General features: G+C 73.9%; 23 protein-coding genes. 8 read left to right on the plus strand and 15 right to left on the minus strand.

Features of this window, described 5'->3' with window-relative positions; all coding sequences use genetic code 11:
• Nucleotides 1–1,024: GlxA family transcriptional regulator (locus EAO71_RS05550; RefSeq protein WP_147976669.1), on the plus strand; the 1,024-nt coding region annotated here is incomplete at its 5' end.
• On the plus strand, nt 1,021–1,485 hold the full coding sequence (locus tag EAO71_RS05555) for an RICIN domain-containing protein (protein WP_147976670.1): 465 nt from the start codon (nt 1,021–1,023) through the stop codon (nt 1,483–1,485). The genes EAO71_RS05550 and EAO71_RS05555, both read left to right, overlap by 4 nt.
• 137 nt (nt 1,486–1,622) lie before the next feature.
• Here EAO71_RS05555 and EAO71_RS05560 read toward each other — a convergent pair whose 3' ends face one another.
• Nucleotides 1,623–2,636 carry a class I SAM-dependent methyltransferase gene (locus EAO71_RS05560; RefSeq protein WP_147976629.1) on the minus strand — a complete coding sequence of 338 codons (1,014 nt, stop codon included), beginning with the start codon at nt 2,634–2,636 and terminating at the stop codon, nt 1,623–1,625.
• A gap of 77 nt (nt 2,637–2,713) precedes the next feature.
• Nucleotides 2,714–3,646 (minus strand): AraC family transcriptional regulator, encoded by a 933-nt coding sequence (locus tag EAO71_RS05565; protein ID WP_147976630.1) that lies wholly within the window; start codon nt 3,644–3,646, stop codon nt 2,714–2,716.
• Nucleotides 3,647–3,776: 130 nt separating this feature from the next.
• Here EAO71_RS05565 and EAO71_RS05570 point away from each other — a divergent pair, with 130 nt between their 5' ends.
• Nucleotides 3,777–4,610: an NmrA family NAD(P)-binding protein gene (locus tag EAO71_RS05570; protein ID WP_147976631.1), complete on the plus strand. Its 834-nt coding sequence runs from the start codon at nt 3,777–3,779 to the stop codon at nt 4,608–4,610.
• Nucleotides 4,611–4,686: 76 nt separating this feature from the next.
• On the opposite strand, the gene EAO71_RS05575 is transcribed toward EAO71_RS05570, so the two are convergent.
• Nucleotides 4,687–5,673 (minus strand): helix-turn-helix transcriptional regulator, encoded by a 987-nt coding sequence (locus tag EAO71_RS05575; protein WP_147976632.1) that lies wholly within the window; start codon nt 5,671–5,673, stop codon nt 4,687–4,689.
• A gap of 39 nt (nt 5,674–5,712) precedes the next feature.
• Between EAO71_RS05575 and EAO71_RS05580 the strand changes: the two genes are divergently transcribed.
• Entirely contained in the window at nt 5,713–6,192 is a 480-nt protein-coding gene (locus tag EAO71_RS05580) for a hypothetical protein (RefSeq protein ID WP_147976633.1), read from the plus strand.
• Nucleotides 6,189–6,659, plus strand: coding sequence for a hypothetical protein (locus tag EAO71_RS05585; protein WP_147976634.1), 471 nt, complete (start codon nt 6,189–6,191; stop codon nt 6,657–6,659). Before EAO71_RS05580 ends, EAO71_RS05585 begins: the two co-directional genes overlap by 4 nt.
• Here EAO71_RS05585 and EAO71_RS05590 read toward each other — a convergent pair.
• Nucleotides 6,637–7,392 (minus strand): class I SAM-dependent methyltransferase, encoded by a 756-nt coding sequence (locus EAO71_RS05590; protein WP_261992017.1) that lies wholly within the window; start codon nt 7,390–7,392, stop codon nt 6,637–6,639. The genes EAO71_RS05585 and EAO71_RS05590 overlap by 23 nt on opposite strands.
• 107 nt (nt 7,393–7,499) lie before the next feature.
• A complete protein-coding gene (locus tag EAO71_RS05595; RefSeq protein ID WP_147976635.1) occupies nt 7,500–7,802 on the minus strand; it encodes a 4a-hydroxytetrahydrobiopterin dehydratase in 303 nt (100 codons plus the stop codon).
• A gap of 209 nt (nt 7,803–8,011) precedes the next feature.
• On the opposite strand from EAO71_RS05595, the gene EAO71_RS05600 reads away from it, so the two are divergent.
• Complete coding sequence (locus EAO71_RS05600; RefSeq protein WP_147976636.1) at nt 8,012–8,821, plus strand: helix-turn-helix domain-containing protein; 810 nt, start codon at nt 8,012–8,014, stop codon at nt 8,819–8,821.
• On the opposite strand, the gene EAO71_RS05605 is transcribed toward EAO71_RS05600, so the two are convergent.
• The 5 genes from EAO71_RS05605 to EAO71_RS05625 all read right to left on the minus strand — a co-directional run bounded on the left by EAO71_RS05605 (nt 8,811) and on the right by EAO71_RS05625 (nt 11,552).
• Nucleotides 8,811–9,233: a hypothetical protein gene (locus EAO71_RS05605; RefSeq protein WP_147976637.1), complete on the minus strand. Its 423-nt coding sequence runs from the start codon at nt 9,231–9,233 to the stop codon at nt 8,811–8,813. The genes EAO71_RS05600 and EAO71_RS05605 overlap by 11 nt on opposite strands.
• A gap of 392 nt (nt 9,234–9,625) precedes the next feature.
• Nucleotides 9,626–10,114, minus strand: a complete 489-nt coding sequence (locus EAO71_RS05610) for a hypothetical protein (protein ID WP_147976638.1) — start codon at nt 10,112–10,114, stop codon at nt 9,626–9,628.
• Nucleotides 10,115–10,305: 191 nt separating this feature from the next.
• Complete coding sequence (locus EAO71_RS05615; RefSeq protein WP_261992018.1) at nt 10,306–10,443, minus strand: hypothetical protein; 138 nt, start codon at nt 10,441–10,443, stop codon at nt 10,306–10,308.
• A gap of 50 nt (nt 10,444–10,493) precedes the next feature.
• Nucleotides 10,494–10,736: a hypothetical protein gene (locus EAO71_RS05620; protein ID WP_147976672.1), complete on the minus strand. Its 243-nt coding sequence runs from the start codon at nt 10,734–10,736 to the stop codon at nt 10,494–10,496.
• 312 nt (nt 10,737–11,048) lie between these two features.
• The gene (locus tag EAO71_RS05625) at nt 11,049–11,552 is read right to left on the minus strand and encodes a GNAT family N-acetyltransferase (protein WP_147976639.1); all 504 of its coding nucleotides are present in this window, start codon (nt 11,550–11,552) and stop codon (nt 11,049–11,051) included.
• A 160-nt stretch (nt 11,553–11,712) separates the two neighbouring features.
• On the opposite strand from EAO71_RS05625, the gene catA reads away from it, so the two are divergent.
• The gene (gene catA, locus EAO71_RS05630) at nt 11,713–12,390 is read left to right on the plus strand and encodes a type A chloramphenicol O-acetyltransferase (RefSeq protein WP_147976640.1); all 678 of its coding nucleotides are present in this window, start codon (nt 11,713–11,715) and stop codon (nt 12,388–12,390) included.
• Between the two features lie 5 nt (nt 12,391–12,395).
• Here catA and EAO71_RS05635 read toward each other — a convergent pair whose 3' ends face one another.
• Together EAO71_RS05635 and EAO71_RS05640 are read right to left on the minus strand one after the other, a co-directional pair.
• Entirely contained in the window at nt 12,396–13,172 is a 777-nt protein-coding gene (locus tag EAO71_RS05635) for a MerR family transcriptional regulator (RefSeq protein WP_147976673.1), read from the minus strand.
• A gap of 157 nt (nt 13,173–13,329) precedes the next feature.
• Nucleotides 13,330–14,451, minus strand: a complete 1,122-nt coding sequence (locus EAO71_RS05640; protein ID WP_147976641.1) for a serine hydrolase domain-containing protein — start codon at nt 14,449–14,451, stop codon at nt 13,330–13,332.
• Between the two features lie 272 nt (nt 14,452–14,723).
• Here EAO71_RS05640 and EAO71_RS05645 point away from each other — a divergent pair, with 272 nt between their 5' ends.
• Nucleotides 14,724–15,938 (plus strand): low temperature requirement protein A, encoded by a 1,215-nt coding sequence (locus EAO71_RS05645; protein ID WP_147976642.1) that lies wholly within the window; start codon nt 14,724–14,726, stop codon nt 15,936–15,938.
• A 123-nt stretch (nt 15,939–16,061) separates the two neighbouring features.
• Here EAO71_RS05645 and EAO71_RS05650 read toward each other — a convergent pair whose 3' ends face one another.
• From EAO71_RS05650 to EAO71_RS05660, 3 genes are all read right to left on the minus strand, one after another.
• Entirely contained in the window at nt 16,062–16,247 is a 186-nt protein-coding gene (locus EAO71_RS05650; protein ID WP_147976643.1) for a hypothetical protein, read from the minus strand.
• A gap of 53 nt (nt 16,248–16,300) precedes the next feature.
• Complete coding sequence (locus tag EAO71_RS05655) at nt 16,301–16,759, minus strand: hypothetical protein (RefSeq protein ID WP_147976644.1); 459 nt, start codon at nt 16,757–16,759, stop codon at nt 16,301–16,303.
• Nucleotides 16,760–17,215: 456 nt separating this feature from the next.
• On the minus strand, nt 17,216–19,357 hold the full coding sequence (locus EAO71_RS05660) for a phage holin family protein (RefSeq protein WP_147976645.1): 2,142 nt from the start codon (nt 19,355–19,357) through the stop codon (nt 17,216–17,218).
• Between the last annotated feature and the right edge of the window lie 70 nt (nt 19,358–19,427).

Raw genomic sequence — 19,427 nt, forward strand, 5'->3', positions numbered from 1 at the left:
CGCCGTCCTCGCCCTGGACGGCGTGATCCCCTTCGAGCTGGGCATCCCGTCCCGGATCTTCGGCTGCGCCGTCGCCGAGGACGGCTCCCCCCTCTACGAGGTGCGCGTCTGCACCCTGGACGGCGGGCCCGTCCGGACCGCCGACGGGTACACGATCGTCGCCGAGCACGGAGCCGCGGAGCTCGCGTGGGCGGACACCGTCGTCGTCCCGCCGACGCACGAGCTGCGCACCCTCGCCGAGGAGGGCTCGCTGGGCGCCGTCCTGGCCGAGGCACTGGGCCGGGTCCGGCCGGGCACCCGCGTCGTGTCGATCTGCACGGGCGCGTACGCGCTCGCCGCCGCCGGCCTCCTGGACGGCCGCCGGGCCACCACGCACTGGTGGGAGGCCGCGCACTTCCAGTCCCTGTTCCCGCAGGTCCTGCTGGACGAGGACGTGCTCTTCGTCGACGACGACGACGTCCTCACCTCGGCGGGCGCCGCCGCGGGCGTCGACCTCTGCCTGCACCTGGTCCGCAAGGACCACGGCAGCGCCACCGCCAACAAGGTGGCCCGGAGCTGCGTGGTCCCGCCGTGGCGGGACGGCGGCCAGGCGCAGTACATCGAACGCCCCGTCCCGGAGCCGACGGCCACCACCACCGCGCCCACCCGCGCCTGGGCCCTGGAGCGGCTCGACCGCCCGCTGACCCTCAACGAGCTGGCGGGGCACGCCCGGATGAGCGTACGGACCTTCACGCGCCGCTTCCGCGACGAGGCGGGCACCACGCCCGGGCAGTGGCTCACGGCGCAACGGGTCGAGCTGGCGAAGACGTTGCTGGAGACCAGCGACCTGACGGTCGATCACATCGCGGACCGGACCGGCTTCGGCAGCGGCAACTCGCTGCGCCAGCACATGCGCAGCCTGGTCGGGATCTCGCCGGCCGCCTACCGACGCGCCTTCCACCGGACGGCGGACACCACCCTGACCGCGTCCGGTCTCGCGGCGGCGGGCGCCACCCGGGCGGCGGACCGGGAGTACGCACGGTGAGCGCGTCTCCGCCGCCCGTCGCCGAGGGCGTCTACCGGGTGCGGAACGTGGCCAGCGGGCTGCTCCTGGAGGTGTACGGCGGATCGACCCGCAGCGGTGCCAACGTGCAGCAGGGCACCGAGAGCGGCACTCCGGCCCAGCAATGGCACATCATCCCGGTGCCCAACGGCAGCGGGCTCTACCACCTGGTGAACGTGGCGGGCGGCAAACGGCTCGACGTCGCGGGCGCCTCGACGGAGAACGGCGCCAACGTCCAGCAGTGGAAGGCGAACAACTTCGGCGCCCAGGAGTGGATCATCGAGCAGGACCTCCAGTCGCCCGGCACCGTCGCGCTGGTCAGCTTCGTCAGCGGCCTGCTGCTGGAGGTCGAGGACGCCTCGCCGGACGACGGCGGGAACGTACGGCAGTGGGAGGACACCGACTCCCCCGCCCAGTGGTGGCGGCTGGAGCCGGTGGCCTGACCCGCCGGCGGGCGGGGGCCGTGTCCGGTGCCGGTGCCGGTGGGGCTGAGGGCGTCGGGAGCCCGGCAAGATCGGCACGACGCTCCCCGGCCCGCCCCGCGGCGCCGCCGGACACGGTGGACGGCCCCGGTCCCGCGTCAGCCCTTGATCGCGGTGTGGACGGTGCGGGCGGCCAGGTGGAAGAGGTCCGCGCGCCGGTGCAGGGACTCCGGGTCCGCCGGGTCGAGCAGCCGGTCGAGCACCTTGACGTCGTCCTCGGCGAGGCGCTCCGCCTGCCCTTCGCGCAGCCGGGCGAAGGTGTCGACGACCTGCTCCCGGACGACGGGCGCGACCGGCGCCGGCGCGTCGACCAGGAACGAGCGGGTGCCGCTCGGCGTGAGACCGGCGCCGGCGAGCAGCCCGCGCCAGTCGTCCACCTCGTCCTTGCTGTCGCGCAGCGAGGCCCGCATGTCGCCGAACGCGTCCGCGTTCACCGCGTCCATCCGCGCCTCCAGGCCGGGCCGGCCCATGCCGATGTTCCACGGCAGGTGGCGGGCGGGCAGTCCGCCCTCGACCAGCACCATCAGGCCGCCGGGGCGCAGCAGTCCGGCGAAGCCGGCGAGGGCGGCGCTCTGGTCGCCGATGTGGTGCAGGGAGTTGCCGGCCCAGATCAGGTCGGCCTCGCCCAGCTCGCCGATGGCGTCGGGGAGTTCGGCGTGCAGAGTGGAGACCCGGCCGCCCAGCCCCTTGGCGTCGGCGCGGGAGCGGGCCCGTTCCAGGAGCTCCGGAGTGCCGTCGACGGCGACGACCTCGGCGGCCGGGAACGCCTCGGCGAGCAGCGCGGTGAGGACGCCGGGCCCGCTGCCGATGTCGAGGATCCGGCGGACCCCGGCGACGGGCACGAGCTCGCCGAGCCAGGCGGTCGCCGCGGTGTAGACGGGGCTCTGGATCTCGGCCTGGCGCTCCAGGTGCGTGGCCATCTCGGCCCACGGCATGTGGGCGCTGTCGTGGTGGTGCCCGTGGCCCGCGCCGTGGGCGTGGCCGGCGCCCTGGGCCTGGCCTTCGTGACCGTGCTTCTCCGGGTGGCCGTCGTGACCCGTGCCGTCGCCGTGGACGTGGCCGGGTTCCTGGCAGCGTGCGGACCGCTCGGGCCGGTGCTCGTGTCGACTCATGGGGCAAGGGTCCGACGAGCTGCCGGAAAGCGCCAGAAATCTTGCCGCTTCGGCAAGTCCTGTCCGCGGCCGTCCGCTCACACCCGCGTGCGGTGCTCCTGCGGGCTGACGCCTCGCACCCGCTTGAACGAGGCGCTGAGCGCGAACGCGCTGCTGTAGCCGACCTGCCTGGCCACCGACTCGACCGTGAGGTCGGTCTCCCGCAGCAGGTCGGCGGCGAGCGCGAGCCGCCAGCCGGTGAGGTAGGCCATAGGCGGCTCCCCCACCAGCCCGGTGAACCGTCGGGCCAGCGCGGCCCGCGACACCCCGGCCGCGCCGGCGAGCGAGGCCACGGTCCAGGGACGGGCCGGATCGTTCTGCAGGAGCCGCAGCGCCCGCCCCACCACGGGGTCGGCCATCGCGTTGTACCAGGCCGGGGGCTCGGCACCGGGCCGGGCGAACCAGGCCCGGACGGCGGCGATCAGGAGCAGGTCCAGAACCCGGTCCAGGACGACGCTCTGGCCGGGTTCGTCCCGGGAGATCTCCTCGTCGAGGAAGGGCATCAGCGGGCAGCTCCACACCTCCGCGGGCAGGTGCAGCAAGGGCGGCAGCGCGTCGAGGAGGCGCCGGCTGACCTCCCCGTCCATCTGGTAGGTGCCCACGAGCATGGTGTTGGCCCCGTCCGGGGAGTTCCCCCAGGTCCGCACACCGAGCCGCATCGACTCCGAGAGCGGCTCGCCGCTCAGTGTGGTGCAGACGCCGCCCGGCCCGATCGTCGCGGTCGGCGCGGCGCCCGGCTCGTGGGCGACGGTGTACGGCTCCGGGCCGCGGGCGACGGCGATGTCGCCGGGGCGCAGGTGCACGGCGTGCCCCTCGGCGGGCACGATCCAGGCCTCGCCCTCGGTGACGCACATCAGGCAGAGCGGCGCGCGGTCCTCGATCCGTACGGACCACGGCGGCTCCATGATCATCCGAAGCAGGAAGGCGCCTTTGGCCCGAGGCCCGTCGAGTAGTCCGGCGAGTGCGTCCATGGGCCGCAGCCTAAGGGCTGCCCGGTCGAGCGGACGTACGCGCGGGATCCGGGACCGGGTGGGACGACGGCGTATGGGAGTGAGCCTCCGGAGCATGGGAAGCAGGCCCGCAGGACGCGAGTCTGGACACATGACGACGCACACGAACGACACGAACAGCACGCGGACGGTCCTGGTCACGAGCGCCAGCGGGAAGACCGGACGCCGCGTGGCCGAGCGACTCCAGGCGCGCGGGGCGACCGTACGGGCCGGGTCCCGTACCGGCACAGTCCGCTTCGACTGGGAGGACACGGGCACCTGGGCCCCCGCACTGGAGGGCGCGGACGCCGCGTACGTGAACTACTACCCGGACCTCGCCGCTCCCGGTGCGGTCGCGGCGATGGAGCACTTCGGCCGGCTGGCCGTGGCCGCCGGGGTGCGGCGGCTGACGCTGCTCTCCGGGCGCGGTGAGCCCGAGGCGGTCCACGCCGAGGAGGCCCTGCGCGCCTCGGGCGCCGAACTCGCCGTCGTACGGGCCTCGTTCTTCGCCCAGAACTTCAACGAGGGCGCGATGGCCGACGGTGTGGCGGCCGGGACGCTGGCCTTCCCGGCGGGTGACACGGCTGAGCCGTTCATCGACGCCGACGACCTGGCCGACGTCATCGTCGAGACCCTGACGCGCGACGGTCACGCGGGTCTCGTCCACGAGGTGACGGGGCCGCGGCTGCTGACCTTCGCCGAGGTCGCGGCGGAGATCTCCCGGGCGTCGGGCCGGCCGGTGGCGTACGTGCCGATGAGCGAGGCCGAGTACGCCGGCCTGCTGGTGCGGTTCGGGCTCCCGGAGCCCGAGGCGCAGTGGCTCTCAGGCCTCTTCGCGACGCTCCTCGACGGCCACAACGCCACCGTGACGGACGGGGTGAAGCGGGTACTGGGCCGCGAGCCGCGCGACTTCACCGCTTTCGCGGCGGGGGCGTGGAACGCCTGAGACCCCGCGCCCGGCACGGGCGAGCGCCCCGGGTCCAGGGCGCGCGGGACACCGGCGGGACCTCCCGCCCTCCCGGTCAGGGTTCCGGAGTCTCCGCGGCCCGTCCCGGAGGGACGGCGTACCGGGCCGCCAGCGCCGTGACGGTCGCGGCGAGACGGGCCCGGAGTTCGGCGGGCTCCAGGACCTCCACGTCGGCGCCCAGGGCGAGGAAGGTGTCATGAGCGTGGGCGAGGGACTCGATCGGGAGGGTGGCCCGGGTCCAGCCGTCCGGCTCCGGCGCGCGGGTCTCGGCCCACGCGCGGGCCGCCGGCCCCGTGAGGCGTCCGCCACCCTCCACGGTGAGCCGCACCACCGCCTCGCCCTGGTGGAGCCGCTCCCGGAAGCCCACCTGGTACTCCCGCCAGTACGCGGCCAGGTCGAAACCCTCCGGGATGACGGACTCCGCGTCGTCCACGACGAGTTCGAGGATCTGGTCGACGCGGTAGGTGCGCGGGCCGGGCCCGGCGACCAGGTACCAGCGGCCGGCCTTGAGCACCAGGCCGTAGGGCTCCAGGCGCCGGTCGACGTCCGTCGGCTCCTTCCAGCGGCGGTACCGGACCCGCAGGACCCGACCGCGGCGCACCGCGTCGGCGACCTCCGTCAGGAAGGGCGTCCCGGTCTCCTCGGCGTACCAGCTCGGCGCGTCGATGTGGAACCGCGTCCGCAGCCGGTCGACATGCTCTCGCAGCGGTGCCGGGAGCGCGGCCCGCAGCTTGAGCTGCGCGTCCACGAAGTGCGAACCGAGGCCGAGTTCGTCCGCCGCGCCCGGGACACCGGCCAGGAAGAGGGCCTCCGCCTCCCCGGCGAACAGGTCGGTGAGGCGGGTGCGGTGACCGGCCAGGAGCCGGTAGCCGCCGCTGTGGCCGGCGTCGCCGTAGAGCGGCACCCCGGCGGCGTGCAGCGACTCGACGTCGCGGTAGACGGTCCGTACGGACACCTCGAGCTGCTCGGCGAGCTGGGCGGCGGTCATCCGGCCCCGGGTCTGGAGCAGCAGCAGGAGCGAGATGAGTCGGCTGGACTTCACTGACACAAGGTGTCAGTGAAGTCTCCCTACAGTCCAGCCATGGCTTTCAGCGAGAAACTGCTCTTCGTTCCGCCGCCGGTCGAGGTGTCCGGCCGTCGCGTCAAGCGCTACCACGTCACCGCCGACCCGGCCGGCATCGAGCCCGAGATCGAGAAGGCGGCCTACGCGCTGCTGCCCGAGCTGCTCCCCGCGCCGGACGGCACCCCGCCGGCCACCTTCGTGGTGCTGCACCGCGGCGGTGACAGCGGGGCCTACCTCAACGCGTACAGCTGGGTGTGGGACAACGTCCTGCACTTCGCCGGTGCGGCGGCCGGGCAGCCGGCCCTGGACTGCCCGGACACCGACCCGACGCACTTCGTGCCGACCGGCCGGCCGTGGATCGGCTGCGTCTGGGAGCTTCCCCCGGTCCTGCACGAACGGGACGCCTGGGTACGTCACATGCTGACGCCGGACACCCCCGACCTCGACGGGTACGTACGCGACTCCCTGCCCGCCGGCACGACGGGAGACCGCCCGTGAGCGCCGCAGGCGACGGGTTCGCCTTCCTCGACGGCGACTGGCTCGTCCACAACCGGCGCCTCACCGACTTCCTCGACCCGGACAGCGGCTGGGAGGAGTTCGGGGGACACACCACGGGGCTGCTGTTCCGGGACGGCCGGGCGCACGTCGACGAGATCGTGTTCCCGTCGAAGGGGTTCAGCGGTCTGACCCTGCGGCTGTACGAGCCGGAGACCGGCGAATGGACGCTGAACTGGTCCAGCAGCCGGACGGGACGCCTCGACCCGCCGGTCAGGGGCAGGTTCGCCGAGGACGGCACGGGCGTGTTCCACGGCGAGGACCGCTACGCCGGGAAGGACGTGCGGGTCCGCTTCCGCTGGTCGGACATCTCGGCCCGAACCGCCCGGTGGGAGCAGGCGTTCGCCCTGGAGGGCGGGGAGTGGGTGACCAACTGGGTGATGCAGTTCAGCCGCGCGGGCCGCGCCTGAGGTAGGAGACCAGCCGGTACTCGGGGTCGTCACGGGGGCGGTCCTGGTCCGGCAGGCCGGCGAGCTCCGCGCAGAGCGCGCCGACGGTCGCGGTGTCGCCGCGGAACCACGAGGCGTAGTGACCGCGGCGCAGGTTCGCGGCCACGCGTCGGGGAGTGCTGCCCTGGCCGTGGCCGGTGAAGCGGGTCTCGCCGGCCGGGTCGAGGCCGCGGGAGGCCGCTTCCGCGGTCACCCGGTCGGCCCGGTCCGCGCTCCGCTCGTGGGTGCGGTACGGACCGAGGACGCGGTCGACGTCGCTTCCGACGTCGTGGGCGGCGTCCTTGTCGACGGTGACGATCAGCGCGCCGCCGGGGCGCAGGACTCGGGCCGCCTCGGCGACGATCGCGTCGGCGAAGGGGACGAGGTGCAGCAGCCAGACGGCGCTGACCACGTCCACCGAGGCGTCCGGGAGGGGGAGGCGCCGCGCGTCGGCGAGCACGACCCCGCCGGGCACGCGTTCGTGCGCCTTGCGCGCCATGCCGGCGGACGCGTCGGCGCCGTACACCCGCAGACCGGGGCGGTCCAGCCGCTCGGTGACCAGGCCGGTCCCGCACGCGAGGTCCAGCAGGGTGCGCGCCCCGGGCGGGACCAGGCGCAGCACGGCGTCGGCGGCCGCCCGGGCGCGAGGTACGCCGCCGCGGGTGGCGTCGTAGCGGCCGGCTTCGGCGTCGTAGTCGAGCAGGGTCTGCGTCATCCCGCAGAGGGTACGCGGCGCACGTCCGGCCGCGGGCCGGACGTGCGCGCACCTACGCCGTACGTGCGCGGCCCGCTCGCGCCGAGCACGCGCGGCCGGGCGGCGCGTCAGCTGGCGCCGTGGCCCGGGGCGACGCCCTCCACGCGGGCGGCGAGTTCGAAGTCCTTGTCGGTGATGCCGCCGGCGCTGTGGGTGTTCACGGAGACCGCGACACTGTCGTAACCGAGCGTCAGATCCGAGTGGTGGTTCAACTCCTGCTGGATCTGGGCGACATGGACGACGAGCGCGGTGGCGGCGAAGTGGTCGCCGAGCCGGTAGCGGCGCTCGATGCGGTCCCCGGCCAGGGACCAGCCGGGGAGTTCCCGCAGCCGGTCCTCGATCTCCTTCTGCGACAGCGGCTCCGTGGGCATGCGCGGACTCCCTCCGGTCGGGTGACGATCCGGGCGACGGCCGACGACGACAACGGCGTGACGACGGCGACGACCCGGTCGACGGTGACGGCGCCGGGGTCACGGCGCCGTGCGGACGATGACGGTGACGATACGGTCTCGGGCCCCCGCCTCCGGGTCAACACATGGGCGACGCCCGATCGGCGCAGCGCCTGGGCTACGTTCTCCCCATGACGACTGTCGCCACGGACACGGGAGTGGGGCCGCTGCTGCGCGGCTGGCGCGAGCAGCGGCGGCTGAGCCAGCTGGAGCTGGCCCTGCGGGCCGACTCCTCGGCCCGCCACATCTCCTTCGTCGAGACGGGCCGGTCCCGGCCGAGCGAGGAGATGATCCTGCGCCTGGCCGAGCACCTGGACGTGCCGATGCGGGAGCGCAACGCCCTCCTGCTCGCGGCGGGTTACGCGCCGCGGTACGCCGAGTCGACGCTGGACGAACCGCGCCTGGAAGCGCTGCGTGTGGGCATCGAGCAGCTGCTGGCGGGGTACGACCCGTATCCGGCGCTCGTCGTGGACGGCACGTACACGGTGGTGGCGGCGAACCGCGGCGTCGGCATGCTGATGGCCGGGCTTCCCGAGCACCTGCTGACCCCGCCGATGAACGCGATGCGGATCACGCTGCACCCCGAGGGGCTGGCACCGCGGATCCTCAACCTGCGGGAGTGGCGGGGGCACCTGCTGGCCCAGATGGAGCGTCAGATCGGGCTGTCCCGCTCGGAGTCGCTGCGGGAGCTGTACGAGGAGGTCGCCGGGTATCCCCTGCCCGCGGGTCCGGGAGGCGGGGCGGACCGGGAGGACCCGCAGCCCTGTCCGTACTTCGCGCTGCCCATGCGGATCGAGCACGACGGGCGGGTGCTGTCCTTCGTCTCGTCGATCTCGACGTTCAACACCCCGATGGACGTGACGGTCGCCGAGCTGGCCATCGAGACGTTCCTCCCGGCCGACCCGGCGACGGTCGCGTATCTGCGGGCCCTCAAGGAGTAGCGGAGGCGGCGCGCAGGGCCGTCCACTGGAGCGCGGCGAAGCCGGCGACGGTGGTGGCCTGCATCGGGACCCACACCAGACCGGCGGTGCCGGGCTCCAGCCAGGCGACGAGGGCGACGACGCTCAGGACGGCCCACAGGACGTTGGCGTCGACGACGAGCCTGACCCCGAGCGCCGGCGGCCGGCGCCGGCTCGCGAGCCAGGCGACTCCGGCGGCGAAGGCCGTGAGGAAGAGCCCGAGCCCGAACAGCAGCCGGGACCCGATCCCGAGCAGCTCCCCGAGCGGGCCGGAGGCGGCGACGTACGCGAGCCCGTTCCCGCCGGTGACGACGGCGTCGAGGGCGAGGAACCGCCGCACCGCGACCTGCGGCCGGGAGGTACGGGCAAGACCGGTGAGCAGGGCCTGGGACATGACGGATCACCCTCCACGGGGACGTTGACACTGACGACGAGCCCGGGACTCGGCCGGAGTGCGCCGCCCGAGTCCCGGTACCCACGAGCTTGCCGGGCCGGGGGAGGCGGGTCGATTACGTCGGGGGTAATGGGGGCTCCTGCGGCCACGCCGGGCGGACCTGTCCTTCGCAGGTCAGGGAATCACCGCGGTCGCCGAAGTTCGCCGACGTCTGCTGTGTAAGCCTGGCACCACGCTTGGACACGTCCTCGCTGGTCGTCGCGCGCGTCCCGCGTGGGCGAGGTTGCCACGGGCGTTCGCCCCGCTGTGGGCTCCGAGTGTCCGTGGCTGACCGGTCGATCCGGCACGGATCCGGCACGGATCCGGCACGAGAGCCCGTCGAGGTCAGAGGGTCAGTCGTGTCGCGGGACGGGAGGGCGGATGCCGGGAGCGAGGTCGGTGAGAGCTGCCAACAACTTGGCTGCGGCTCGTAGATCGTGTTCCCATCTCGGGAGATCGTCCGGGCCGATCCATTCGCTGTACTCAGCCGCGACGGAGAGGAACCGCGTCTCCTCCTGGGTGCGAGCCGCGATCGTTATCGATAGCCGGTCGGTCACTTCCTTGGGGCTCAGTTCGCCTTGCACAAGACCGAGCGCGAGGCTCACGAGGAGGCGTCGCCCGGCAGTCTCCTCGTCAGGGAGGGGCACGCCGAGCTCGCCCAGAGCCTGGATGTACAGCTCGTCCACCTCAGTCGCATCGCTCCGGCGCGGTAGGCCGGCCAGCTCACGCAGGGCAGGAGAGTCGTGGCCGTCAACCAGCGCGTGCGCAGCGAGCATCGGGAGATCCTCGGAGGTGAGTACCTCTGCCACGTACTGCCAAGCGCTGTCCTGCAACCGGTCCATGACGGCCATCGTGGACGGCGCGAGGCGTTCTGGCGAGCTGATTTCGGGTGCCACCAGGGGCTTACCCCCGTAGACGGCTCCGGAGAGTGTGATGGTGGACGCCTGGGCGCTTGGGCTGGTCGCTCTCGGCGAGCCGTTCTTCGGGGAACGCGAGGTTTCCCACCGTGTTCGTCGACCCAGGGGCATTGAGGTCAGGGGCGGTTCCGACCCCACGTCCGCAGGGTGCAGAGCCGCCCCTTCTCCTCACCCGTGATCAGCGGCACGTCGAGCGGCCCGGAGCCCGCCTTGGTGCCGGCAACGCCGGCGGCGTTCTCAGCCTCCAGCTCCATGTCGGGGCCCGGCCCCGACCTGGGCATCCTCGACCGAGCAGCCGCCTCGGCTACGGGCGGTCGACCACGTTTCCGTTCGAGCAGTTGTTGTCGTGGTCGCCCACGTAGCCGGGGCCTCCGGCGAGAGCAGGAACGATGGCCACTTCCTGCAAGCAGACGACACCTGCGGCGAAGTTCCAGTTGTCGGCGGCGGAGACGGGGCCTTCGAAGCCCGAGTCGTCGTCGGCGTGCGCGGGAGCGGCCAAGGCGCCGGCGGCGAGCGCGAGGGCGGCTACGGCGATGATCTTCTTCATGCTGGCAGGAACGATCACGGCAGGGATAGGACACGCGACCGTCCGCCCACTGGCTGACCTGCGCCGAGACGGCTTATCGGCGTCGGGGACCGTCGGTCGTTACCGGGGCGCTCGTACCGTCCGAGCCGGGGCGTACGGCATGTCGCCCAACTGGTTCTCATGGACGCCCTGAGACGGCTCCACCGTGCGTTCGCCGCACGCCAGGGGCGGACCCCCCCGCGGCTCCGGAATCATGCTCATGCCTCAACTGTGGACCCGTCCCGGACGCCTGTTCCACCGACGGTCTTCGAGATCGGTACGGGTAGCGGCCACTTACGTGTCGGGATGCCGCGGCAGGGCGAGCCAGTCCGACCAGGAGATCTCACGGCCGAGGAAGCGCGGCTGCTCGAACGGCCAGTCGGCGGCGATCCACTGCGGCACCAGCGCGTCGAGGGCCTGCTCGACCGTGCTGCCCACCAGTTCGTCCACCACCCACCAGGAGATCTCGCCGTCCGCGCCGGCCCTCTCCGGCGGGTCGATGTAGACACAGCCGAGCAGAACCGTCTCCGCCGCGTCGAACAGCGCGTAGTTGAAGGACTGGTGCGCGGCGATCTCCTTCTCGTGCCGCAAGAGGTCGGCCTGGTCGGCCTCGTAGGTCATGGTGTCCGCGGGCCAGCCCCAGGCCGGGCCGAAAATGGTCCACAGCCGCTCGCGCGAACCCATCACAGCCGGGTAGTCGAGCGGGGTGTCCGCCTCCCGGATCGGCCGCAGGTGATGACCACCGCCCGGCAGCGGTACCAGGACGGGGTGGACGAAGTCATCGGGAAGCCAGCTCATGGCGCCCGACCGTAGCAGCGCGCGGCCGTCCGCTCCCCTGGATATGCCCCGCGTACCGCCAGGCTCTGCTCCTATGCTCGGGCCCACGTGGGTGAGGGAACCCGGTCGGCACCCGGAAAACCGTTCCGGGGCGGATCCCGGATACTGGCAGGATGCTCGGATGGACGCTCCGACCCCCATCGACCTGGGCACCTGGCCGCGCCGGCAGCACTTCGAGCACTACCGGCGGATCGTTCCGTGCACGTACTCGATGACGGTGGAGCTCGACGTCACCGCGTTCACCGCGGCGCTGCGTACCTCGGGTCGCAAGACGTACATCGCGCAGGTCTGGGCGCTGGCGACGGTCGTGAACCGTCACGCGGAGTTCAGGATGTGCCTCACCGCTTCGGGCGACCCGGCCGTCTGGCCCGTCGTGCACCCGGCGTTCACGGTCTTCAACGCGGAACGCGAGACGTTCGCGTGCGTGTGGGCGCCCTACGATCCCGACTTCGGCGCGTTCCACGACGTCGCCGGCCCTCTGCTCGCGGAGCACGGCAAGGCCACCGAGTTCTTCCCGCAGGGGACGCTGCCGCCCAACGCGTTCGACGTGTCGAGTCTGCCGTGGGCGTCCTTCACCGCGTTCAACCTCGAGATCCGCGACGGCTGGGACCACCTCGCGCCGATCTTCACGCTCGGCCGGTACGTCGAGCGGGACGGCCGTGTCCTGCTCCCGCTCGCCCTGCAGGTGCATCACGCCGCCGCGGACGGCTTCCACTCGGCACGCCTCGTCAACGAGTTGCAGGCCCTGGTGACGGATCCTGCCTGGCTGGCGGAGACCGGATCCGTTTCCGGCGCCTGACTCCGTCAGCGCTGCGGAAGCGGAACCCCGGCGGCGCGGAGTGCGGCCTCCGTGAGTGCGGTCAGCCGGGCCGCCATGGGTGCCTGGTCCTCGCGGTGGTTGTTGATCAGCCCGTACTGGGCGGAGGCCCTGGCCCAGGCCCGCAGGCTGGTGGGGTCGCCGAGCAGCGCGGGGTTCGCGAGGTAGTGGTCGGCCATGGCGGTCGCGAGTTCCTCGATCCTCGGGTCGTCCGGTGCCCAGGTCTCGGCCTCCTGGCCGCGCTTGGTCAGGTCGACGTACCCGGGGTCGTCGAGGCAGTGTTCGAGCTGGTTCAGGAAGCCGTCGAAGCCGTCGGGCACCATCGCCCGGGCCAGGACCAGGGCCTCGCGTTGCCCGGCCACGTAGTCGGGGCCGAAGCCGAGTCCGACCATCCGGTCCAGGACCGCGGCCGCGCGTTCGGGCAGCAGGGCCCGGTCGCCTTCGGCGAGCCGGTGCAGTGTGTCCCGGCGCGCGGTCAGGTCCGCGATCCGGTCGGTCAGCCGCCGCTCGACGTCGTCGAGGGCGGCGGCGAACCGCTCGGTGTCGGCGTCGAGCAGGGGTCCGATCTCGGCCAGCGGCACCCCGGCCGCGGCCAGCGTCCGGACCTGCACCAGCCGCAGCAGTTCGGCCGATCCGTACCGTCGGTATCCCGAGGCGTCGCGGGGCGGTTCGTCGACCAGCCCGTGCCGGTGGTAGTGCCGCACCGTCTTCACGGTGACGCCGACGAATGCCGCCGCCTGCCCGATCGTGACTCCGTTCACCATCTGCTCGGTACCTGCCTCGTGCTCGGGCTCGGCGGCTGCGCACAGCACGGCCGAGCGGGGAGGGACGGCAACGCCGGGGTCGGCGTGGCCCCGGTGCGCGTACCGCGTCACGCGTGACGGGAAGAGGTCGGTCGTCGAAGCGTACGGGCGCGGCCGGTCAGTCCGTCCGGCGGGCCCGCGAGGCCTGACCGGTGCGGAACACCGCGTCGACGAGCCGTTGTTGGGCGTTCTGGAACGCCGGCGCTATGGACAGGCCGGGGTCGTCCACGTAGTTCAGTCCGGCGGTCAGGGTCGTGCCGCCGTCGGGTGTGGCGTACATCAGCGCCGCGGAGCCGATGGTGGCGCCGTTGTGGTGGAAGACGGTGCCGGCGCCCGGGCCGAGGTCCTGGGCGAACACGCCCAGGCCGTACCCGACCGTCGGCTCCGGCGTGCGCATCTCGGCCAGCAGCTCGGGCGGCAGGAGCTTGCCGGCCATCAATGCGGAGAAGTACGTGTGCAGGTCCCGCGTGGTCGAGATCATGTCGCCGCCGGCCGCCACCCAGGAGGGGTCGTGGCGGGTGACGTCGAGCGTCCTCTCCTGCCCGGCGTCCTCGTAGCGGTAGTAGCTGTGGTGGTGCGGTTCCGGGATCTCCGGTGAGCTGCCCGGCGCCACGGTGCCGGTCATCCCCAGCGGGCCCAGGATCAGCCTGTGCAGTTCTTCGGCGAACGAGCGGCCGGTGACGCTCTCGATCACCAGGCGGGCCAGCACGTAGTTGGTGTTGGCATAGCTCCAGCCCGTCCCCGGCGCGAACCGCGCCGGCTTGGACAGCGACAGTCGTACCAACTCCTCGGGCCGGTAGGTGCGGAACCGGTGGTCGACCCACTCCTTGCCGCGCCAGGGGATCCCTTCGACGATCGTCCCGTCCTCGTGGAGCTCGCCGGTGTGGTTGAAGAGGCCGCTGGTGTGCTGCAGCAGCGTCCGTACCGTGATCCGGGGGTCCAGTCCGAACTCCGGCAGGTGGTCGTCGACCGGCGCGTCCACGCCGACCCGACCCTCGGCCGCCAGCATCAGCACCGAGGTCGCGACGAAGCTCTTGGTGGTGCTGCCGATGCGGAAGTGCCCGTCGGTCAGGGGCTCGGCGTTCCGGCCCAGCTCACGCGTGCCGGCGCCGCCGGCCCACTCGCCGTGCTCGTCGTTCACCCGCAGCTGCACTCCGAGGAACCCGGACGCGACGAGCTCCTCGATCGCCCTCTGCAGCTCGGGGCGATCCTGGGGCCGGCCGGGAGGAATGGTGGACATGACGCTCCTTCACATCGTGTGCGTCCGGGGCGATCCCGGCCGCTGCGGACGAGCCTCGACCCTGACCCGAGGTCAACCTCAAGCGTGTTCCGGCTCACAGCCGCCGCGGGCCGTAGCGGGGAAGGGGGCGCAGGGTCGGCCGTGTCGCTCCCAAGCGGTCGGCTATTCACGGGATTTACGGGTCGTGGCCGTCGGCGCTCACGGCGCGGGCGGGCATGGGTATCGTTCGCGCCGGGGCGGCCGGGGGGCCGCGCCGGAGGGGGATCGACGCGATGGCATGGGGCAGGGAACGGGCCGGACTGGTGGCCACCGGGGACGATCACAAGGTGACGCCCGCGGAGCTCTTCTTCGACCTGGTGTTCGTGTACGCGATCACGCAGGTCACCGCGCTGATGGCGGCGGCGCCGTCGCCGACGCGAGTGGTCGGGGCGATGGTGGTGCTGGCGCTGCTGTGGTGGTGCTGGTGCTGTTTCGCGTGGCTGRGCAACGTCGTCCGGGCGGACTCCGGTGCCCTGTTCGCCGTCCTCGTCACGGTGATGGCCGTCGTCCTGATCGTGTCACTGGCCGTGCCGGAGGTACTGGCGGACAGGCCGGGCGGGATCCCCGCACCGCTGCTCTTCGTGCTCTGCTACGGGGCGGTCCGCGTCCTGCACCTCGTCTCGTACCGGCTCGCCAGTCCGGGCGACGCGGCGCTGCACGCCACGCTGCGGCGCACGGCGCTGATCTCCGTGGCGCCGCCGCTGGTCCTGCTGCTGGTCGGCTGCGCGTTCAGCGGGCGGCTCCAGCTGCTGCTGTGGCTGGGTGCGGTGGCCGTCGACTACGGCGGCATCTACCTCACCGGCTCCTCCGGCTGGCGCGTCAACTCGCCGGGGCACTTCGCGGAGCGACACGGTCTGATCGTCATCATCGCGCTCGGCGAGTCCATCGTGGCGATGGGCGTCGGGGTGTCCGGCTTCCCGCTGACCTACGCCGTGCTCGGCGCCTCGGCGGCGGGGCTGCTGCTGGCGGCCGGGCTGTGGCGCCTGTACTTCCGGCAGCTCGGCGAGGCCGCCGAGCACCGGCTGGGCGGGCTCGCGGACGACGAGCGCACCCGGTTCGCCCGGGACGTCTACACCTTCCTGCACCTGCCGTTGGTGGCGGGCGTCGTGCTCTGCGCGCTGGGCATGAAGAAGGTCCTCACGCAGGTCGCCGACACCGGGCACTACGGTCTCGCGGAGCCGCTGCACGGGGTGGTGGCCTGGTCGCTGACCGGTGGCGTCGGTGTCTTCCTGCTCGGCGCAGCCGCCATCGTCCTGCGCACGTCGGGCCGGCGTCCGACGGCGCTGCTGGTGGGCGGGGTGTGCTGTCTGGCCGCCGGTCCGCTCGTCGGGCTGGTCCCCGCGCTGGTGTCGCTCGCGGTCCTGGCCACCGTGGCGACGGTCCTCGTGGCCCTGCACGGCCGGCCGGCCCGCGGCGGTTCCGGGGCAGGGCTCGCCCCACAGGTCTGACGGGTACGGGTCCGCCGCGCCCGTCCGGGAGGAGCGGGGGCGCGCCGGACCGGGGCGGGCGGTCCGGGCAGGACCGCCCGTCCGCCCCGGCGCGTCGGCGAACGGCGGCCGAGGCGCGCCGGATCAGCGCGTGGTGTTCTCGTCGCCGCCGGGCGCGGGTGCGGCGGCGGCCCGGTCCCGGCGGCCGGATTCGTCGCGTTCCGGCACGGTCCCGGAGCCGGTGGCCCGGGGGGTGGAGCCGGAGCCCGCAGTGCGGGCGGCCTCGGCACGCACGAGGGCGCTCAGGACGGCGAAGGGGTCGAGGGGCATGACGGAGCTCCTTGCGGTGGGGGGTGGAACGGGCTGCGAGAGGTACGGGCCTCTCAGCAGCGCATCACCACGCACCGGCCGTCGGCGTCCTCGCCCGGGAGCCGTACGGCTGCCGGGGCGCCCCGGGCCGGCAGGCCCGGACCCGGGGTGGAGCGCCGTGTGGAGCGCTGTCCGCCGCGGGGCCGCACGGCGGCCCGGCGGGGGGAGGTCGCCTCGGTCTCGGCGACTTCGTGGGCCTCGCCGCCGGGGTCCGGTGCGGCGCTCGCCGCGGGCCTGAGTTCGCCGCCGGACGCTCCGGCCGCCCCGCCGCAGACGCCGAACAGCGCGGCGAGCACGAGCCCCAGCACCAGTACGGCGCGCCGCGCGCGGTGGTGGCCCGCGAAGCCGGACCCGAACCGCGCGCGGTGGTGGCCGTCCGCGATGCCGGGCGCCCGGTCCGCGGGCCGATCCGCGCGCGTCCGCCCGCCCGCCGGGGCGGCGGGTTCGGCGTGGTGCGCGGGCGCGGGGCTCATGAAGATGCCTCCTGCCCCGGCACGGCCCCGACGTGCCGGAGGCCGCGCCGGAACCGCTCGACCGGCCTACGCGGGGGACCCGAATGCCCCGCCCCGGCCGCACCGGTTCGGCCGGCCGGCCGAGCGTCCCCGTACCGCCGGCTGGTCGAGCGGTCCGCGGAGTTCGGGCGCGGTGTGCGCCGGGCGGCGCCGCCGCGCGCACGGTGCGGGGTTCCGGGGCCGGTAGGCGAGGGCCGACGACGGGGACGACGGTGCCGGGCGGAGCGGGGCACGGGCCGAACCCGGGGCCGTGCTCGCGCGGGACGTTGTCGGCGGGGCGTGGGAGCCGTACTCGCGCGGGGCGCCACCGGCGGGCCTCCCGGCGCCGTGCTCGGGAGGGACGTGACGGCGGGCCTCCCGGCGCCGTGCTCGGGAGGGACGTGACGGCGGGGAGGCCGCGGGCCGGCGCGGGCGACGTCAGTCGCCGGGCTCCCGGAGGGTCCGCTCGTCCACCGGGAGCAGTGCCCGTGCCGCCTCCGGCCGGGGCACCGTCTCCAGCGGGACCTGCGGGCCCGCGCATTCGCGCAGCCAGCCGCGCAGCACCCGGTGCACCTGCTCGGCGCCCGCCAGGGGCTCCGGCGGCGCGGCGAGGTCCGTCGGCGAGAGCAGGAAGGGACGCGTCTGCTCGCCGCCGAGTCCGCCGTGCGAACCGATCTGCTCCTCGAAGGCGTGGACCGTGCCCGTCGCCGGGTCGTACATCGAGTTGACCATGATGTCGGCGACGTGGGGGAAGCCGTCCGTGCGCCGTACCGCGTCGGCCGCACCCGGGCCGAAGACCGCGAGCGGTCCGTCGTCGGCGAGCGCGCCGACCGGGATCTCGGCGCCGTCCGGCCCGAGGACGACCGAGCCGTGCTCGGCGCTCGCGACGAGCAGGAAGCCGATGCCCGGATGGCTGGCGAGGGTGCGGAGCAGCGCGGGGTGGCTGCGGTCGATCTCCTCGCGGGTCATGCGGTGCGGCACGCCCGGGAAGGAGACGAGGCCGAGGTTGCCGGAGGCGAGCACGACCGGCTCGGACGGCCGGACAGGACCTGGCTCCCCGGTCTCCGGGCCGATCTCGTCCATGGGCCGGTGCAGCGCGCTGCGCAGCGCGTCGCGGGCGGCGTCCCGGGCCTCCGAACCGCTGCGGGTGCGCCGGACCCGGCGCGAGACGGGCAGCCCGCATCCGGCCCGCACCAGGTCCTTGAGGGTCAGTCCGTAGACGGCCTCGAAGGTCGGGCCGGGGCTCTGGCCGTGGTCGGAGAGCAGCACGAAGTGGTACGGGCGGGGCGCGTGCTCGGCGACCTTCGCGATGAGCGCGAGGGACCGGTCGAGCCGGGCCAGGACCTGGTCGGTGTCGTGTCCCTGGGGGCCGGAGTGGTGGGCCACCTCGTCGTAGGCGACGAGGTCGGCGTAGACGGCGGTGCGGCCGGCGAGTATGTCGCCCACGACGGCCGCCACGACCACGTCCCGCTCCACGACCGTGGCGAAGGCCCGGATGAAGGGGTAGGAGTAGCCGCGCGATACCCGTGGGGTCTGTCCCCGCAGACGCGCCGCGGTCGACTGGACGGCTTCGCGGACCGCCTCGGCGACGAACGAGCCGGCCGTGCGGACCGCGTTGGCGGGGTCGCAGAAGTAGGCGAAGTAACCGGAGCGGGAGCGGTTGCGCCGGCCGCGGCGGGCGGCCGTGGACAGGACGAGGGCGACCTGGTCGGCGCCGCCGCTGAAGAGGTTGCCGCGGGAGGCGCCGTCCACCGTGAGCAGTCCGCCGTCCCGGGTCCGGGCGACGGCCCGGCGCTGGAGCTCGACGGCGCTCGCGGGACGGTTGCTGACCATCAGTCGGCCGGTGTCCTTCTCGTACCAGCGGAAGGCGGGCACGTCCTCGTTCGAGCCGTGCAGGATGCCGAGCTGGCTGGCGCCGGTCTGGCTGGACCAGTCGGTGCGCCAGGGGGTGAGCCGGTGGCTGGTGTCGAGCCAGTGGGCGACGGTCGGCATCAGGCCGTCGGCGACGGCGTCGCGGAGCACCTGGTGCCCGACGCCGTCGAGTTGCAGGAAGACGGTGCCGTGCGCGGGCTCGGGGGCTCCCTCGGCGGCCCGGCCCCGGGGTCTGGTGCGGTCGGCGAGACGGTACAGGCGGCGGCGGTAGGCGTCGTCGTCGCGGACGGCGAGGGCGGTGGACGTGGCGGAGGCGACGGCCGACATCACGGCGGCGACCACGACGGCGGTCTCGGGAGCGGCGGCGGCGCTGCTGTCCGGCACCAGCCGGAGCGCGACGAGCAGCAGGGAGCCGTTGAGGAAGAACACCAACAGGCCGAGGACGAGGGCCGGGACGAGCAGCAGCGCACGGACGATCACCGGCCACACCAGAGCGCTGAGCAGGCCGAAGGCGCCGSCGCCCWGGGCGGCGGTGACGGCGAGGCGGGTGGGACTGTCGCCGTCGGCGGACTGGAGCTGGAAGTCGGGGAGCAGGCCCGCCAGGGCGAGCAGGGTCAGGGTCGAGACGGCCCAGACGACGATGACGCGCACCAGGGCGCTCCCCGCGGTCCGCCAGCGCCCGGCGGTGCGCCCTCGCCCGTCACCCACGCCTGGTTCACCTTTCACCCGTTTCCTGCCTCAAGCGTGACACAGCGCCTGCGGGGCGGGGGCGCACCGC

Source organism: Streptomyces sp. MS191 (genome assembly GCF_008042125.1).
Classification (GTDB): domain Bacteria; phylum Actinomycetota; class Actinomycetes; order Streptomycetales; family Streptomycetaceae; genus Streptomyces.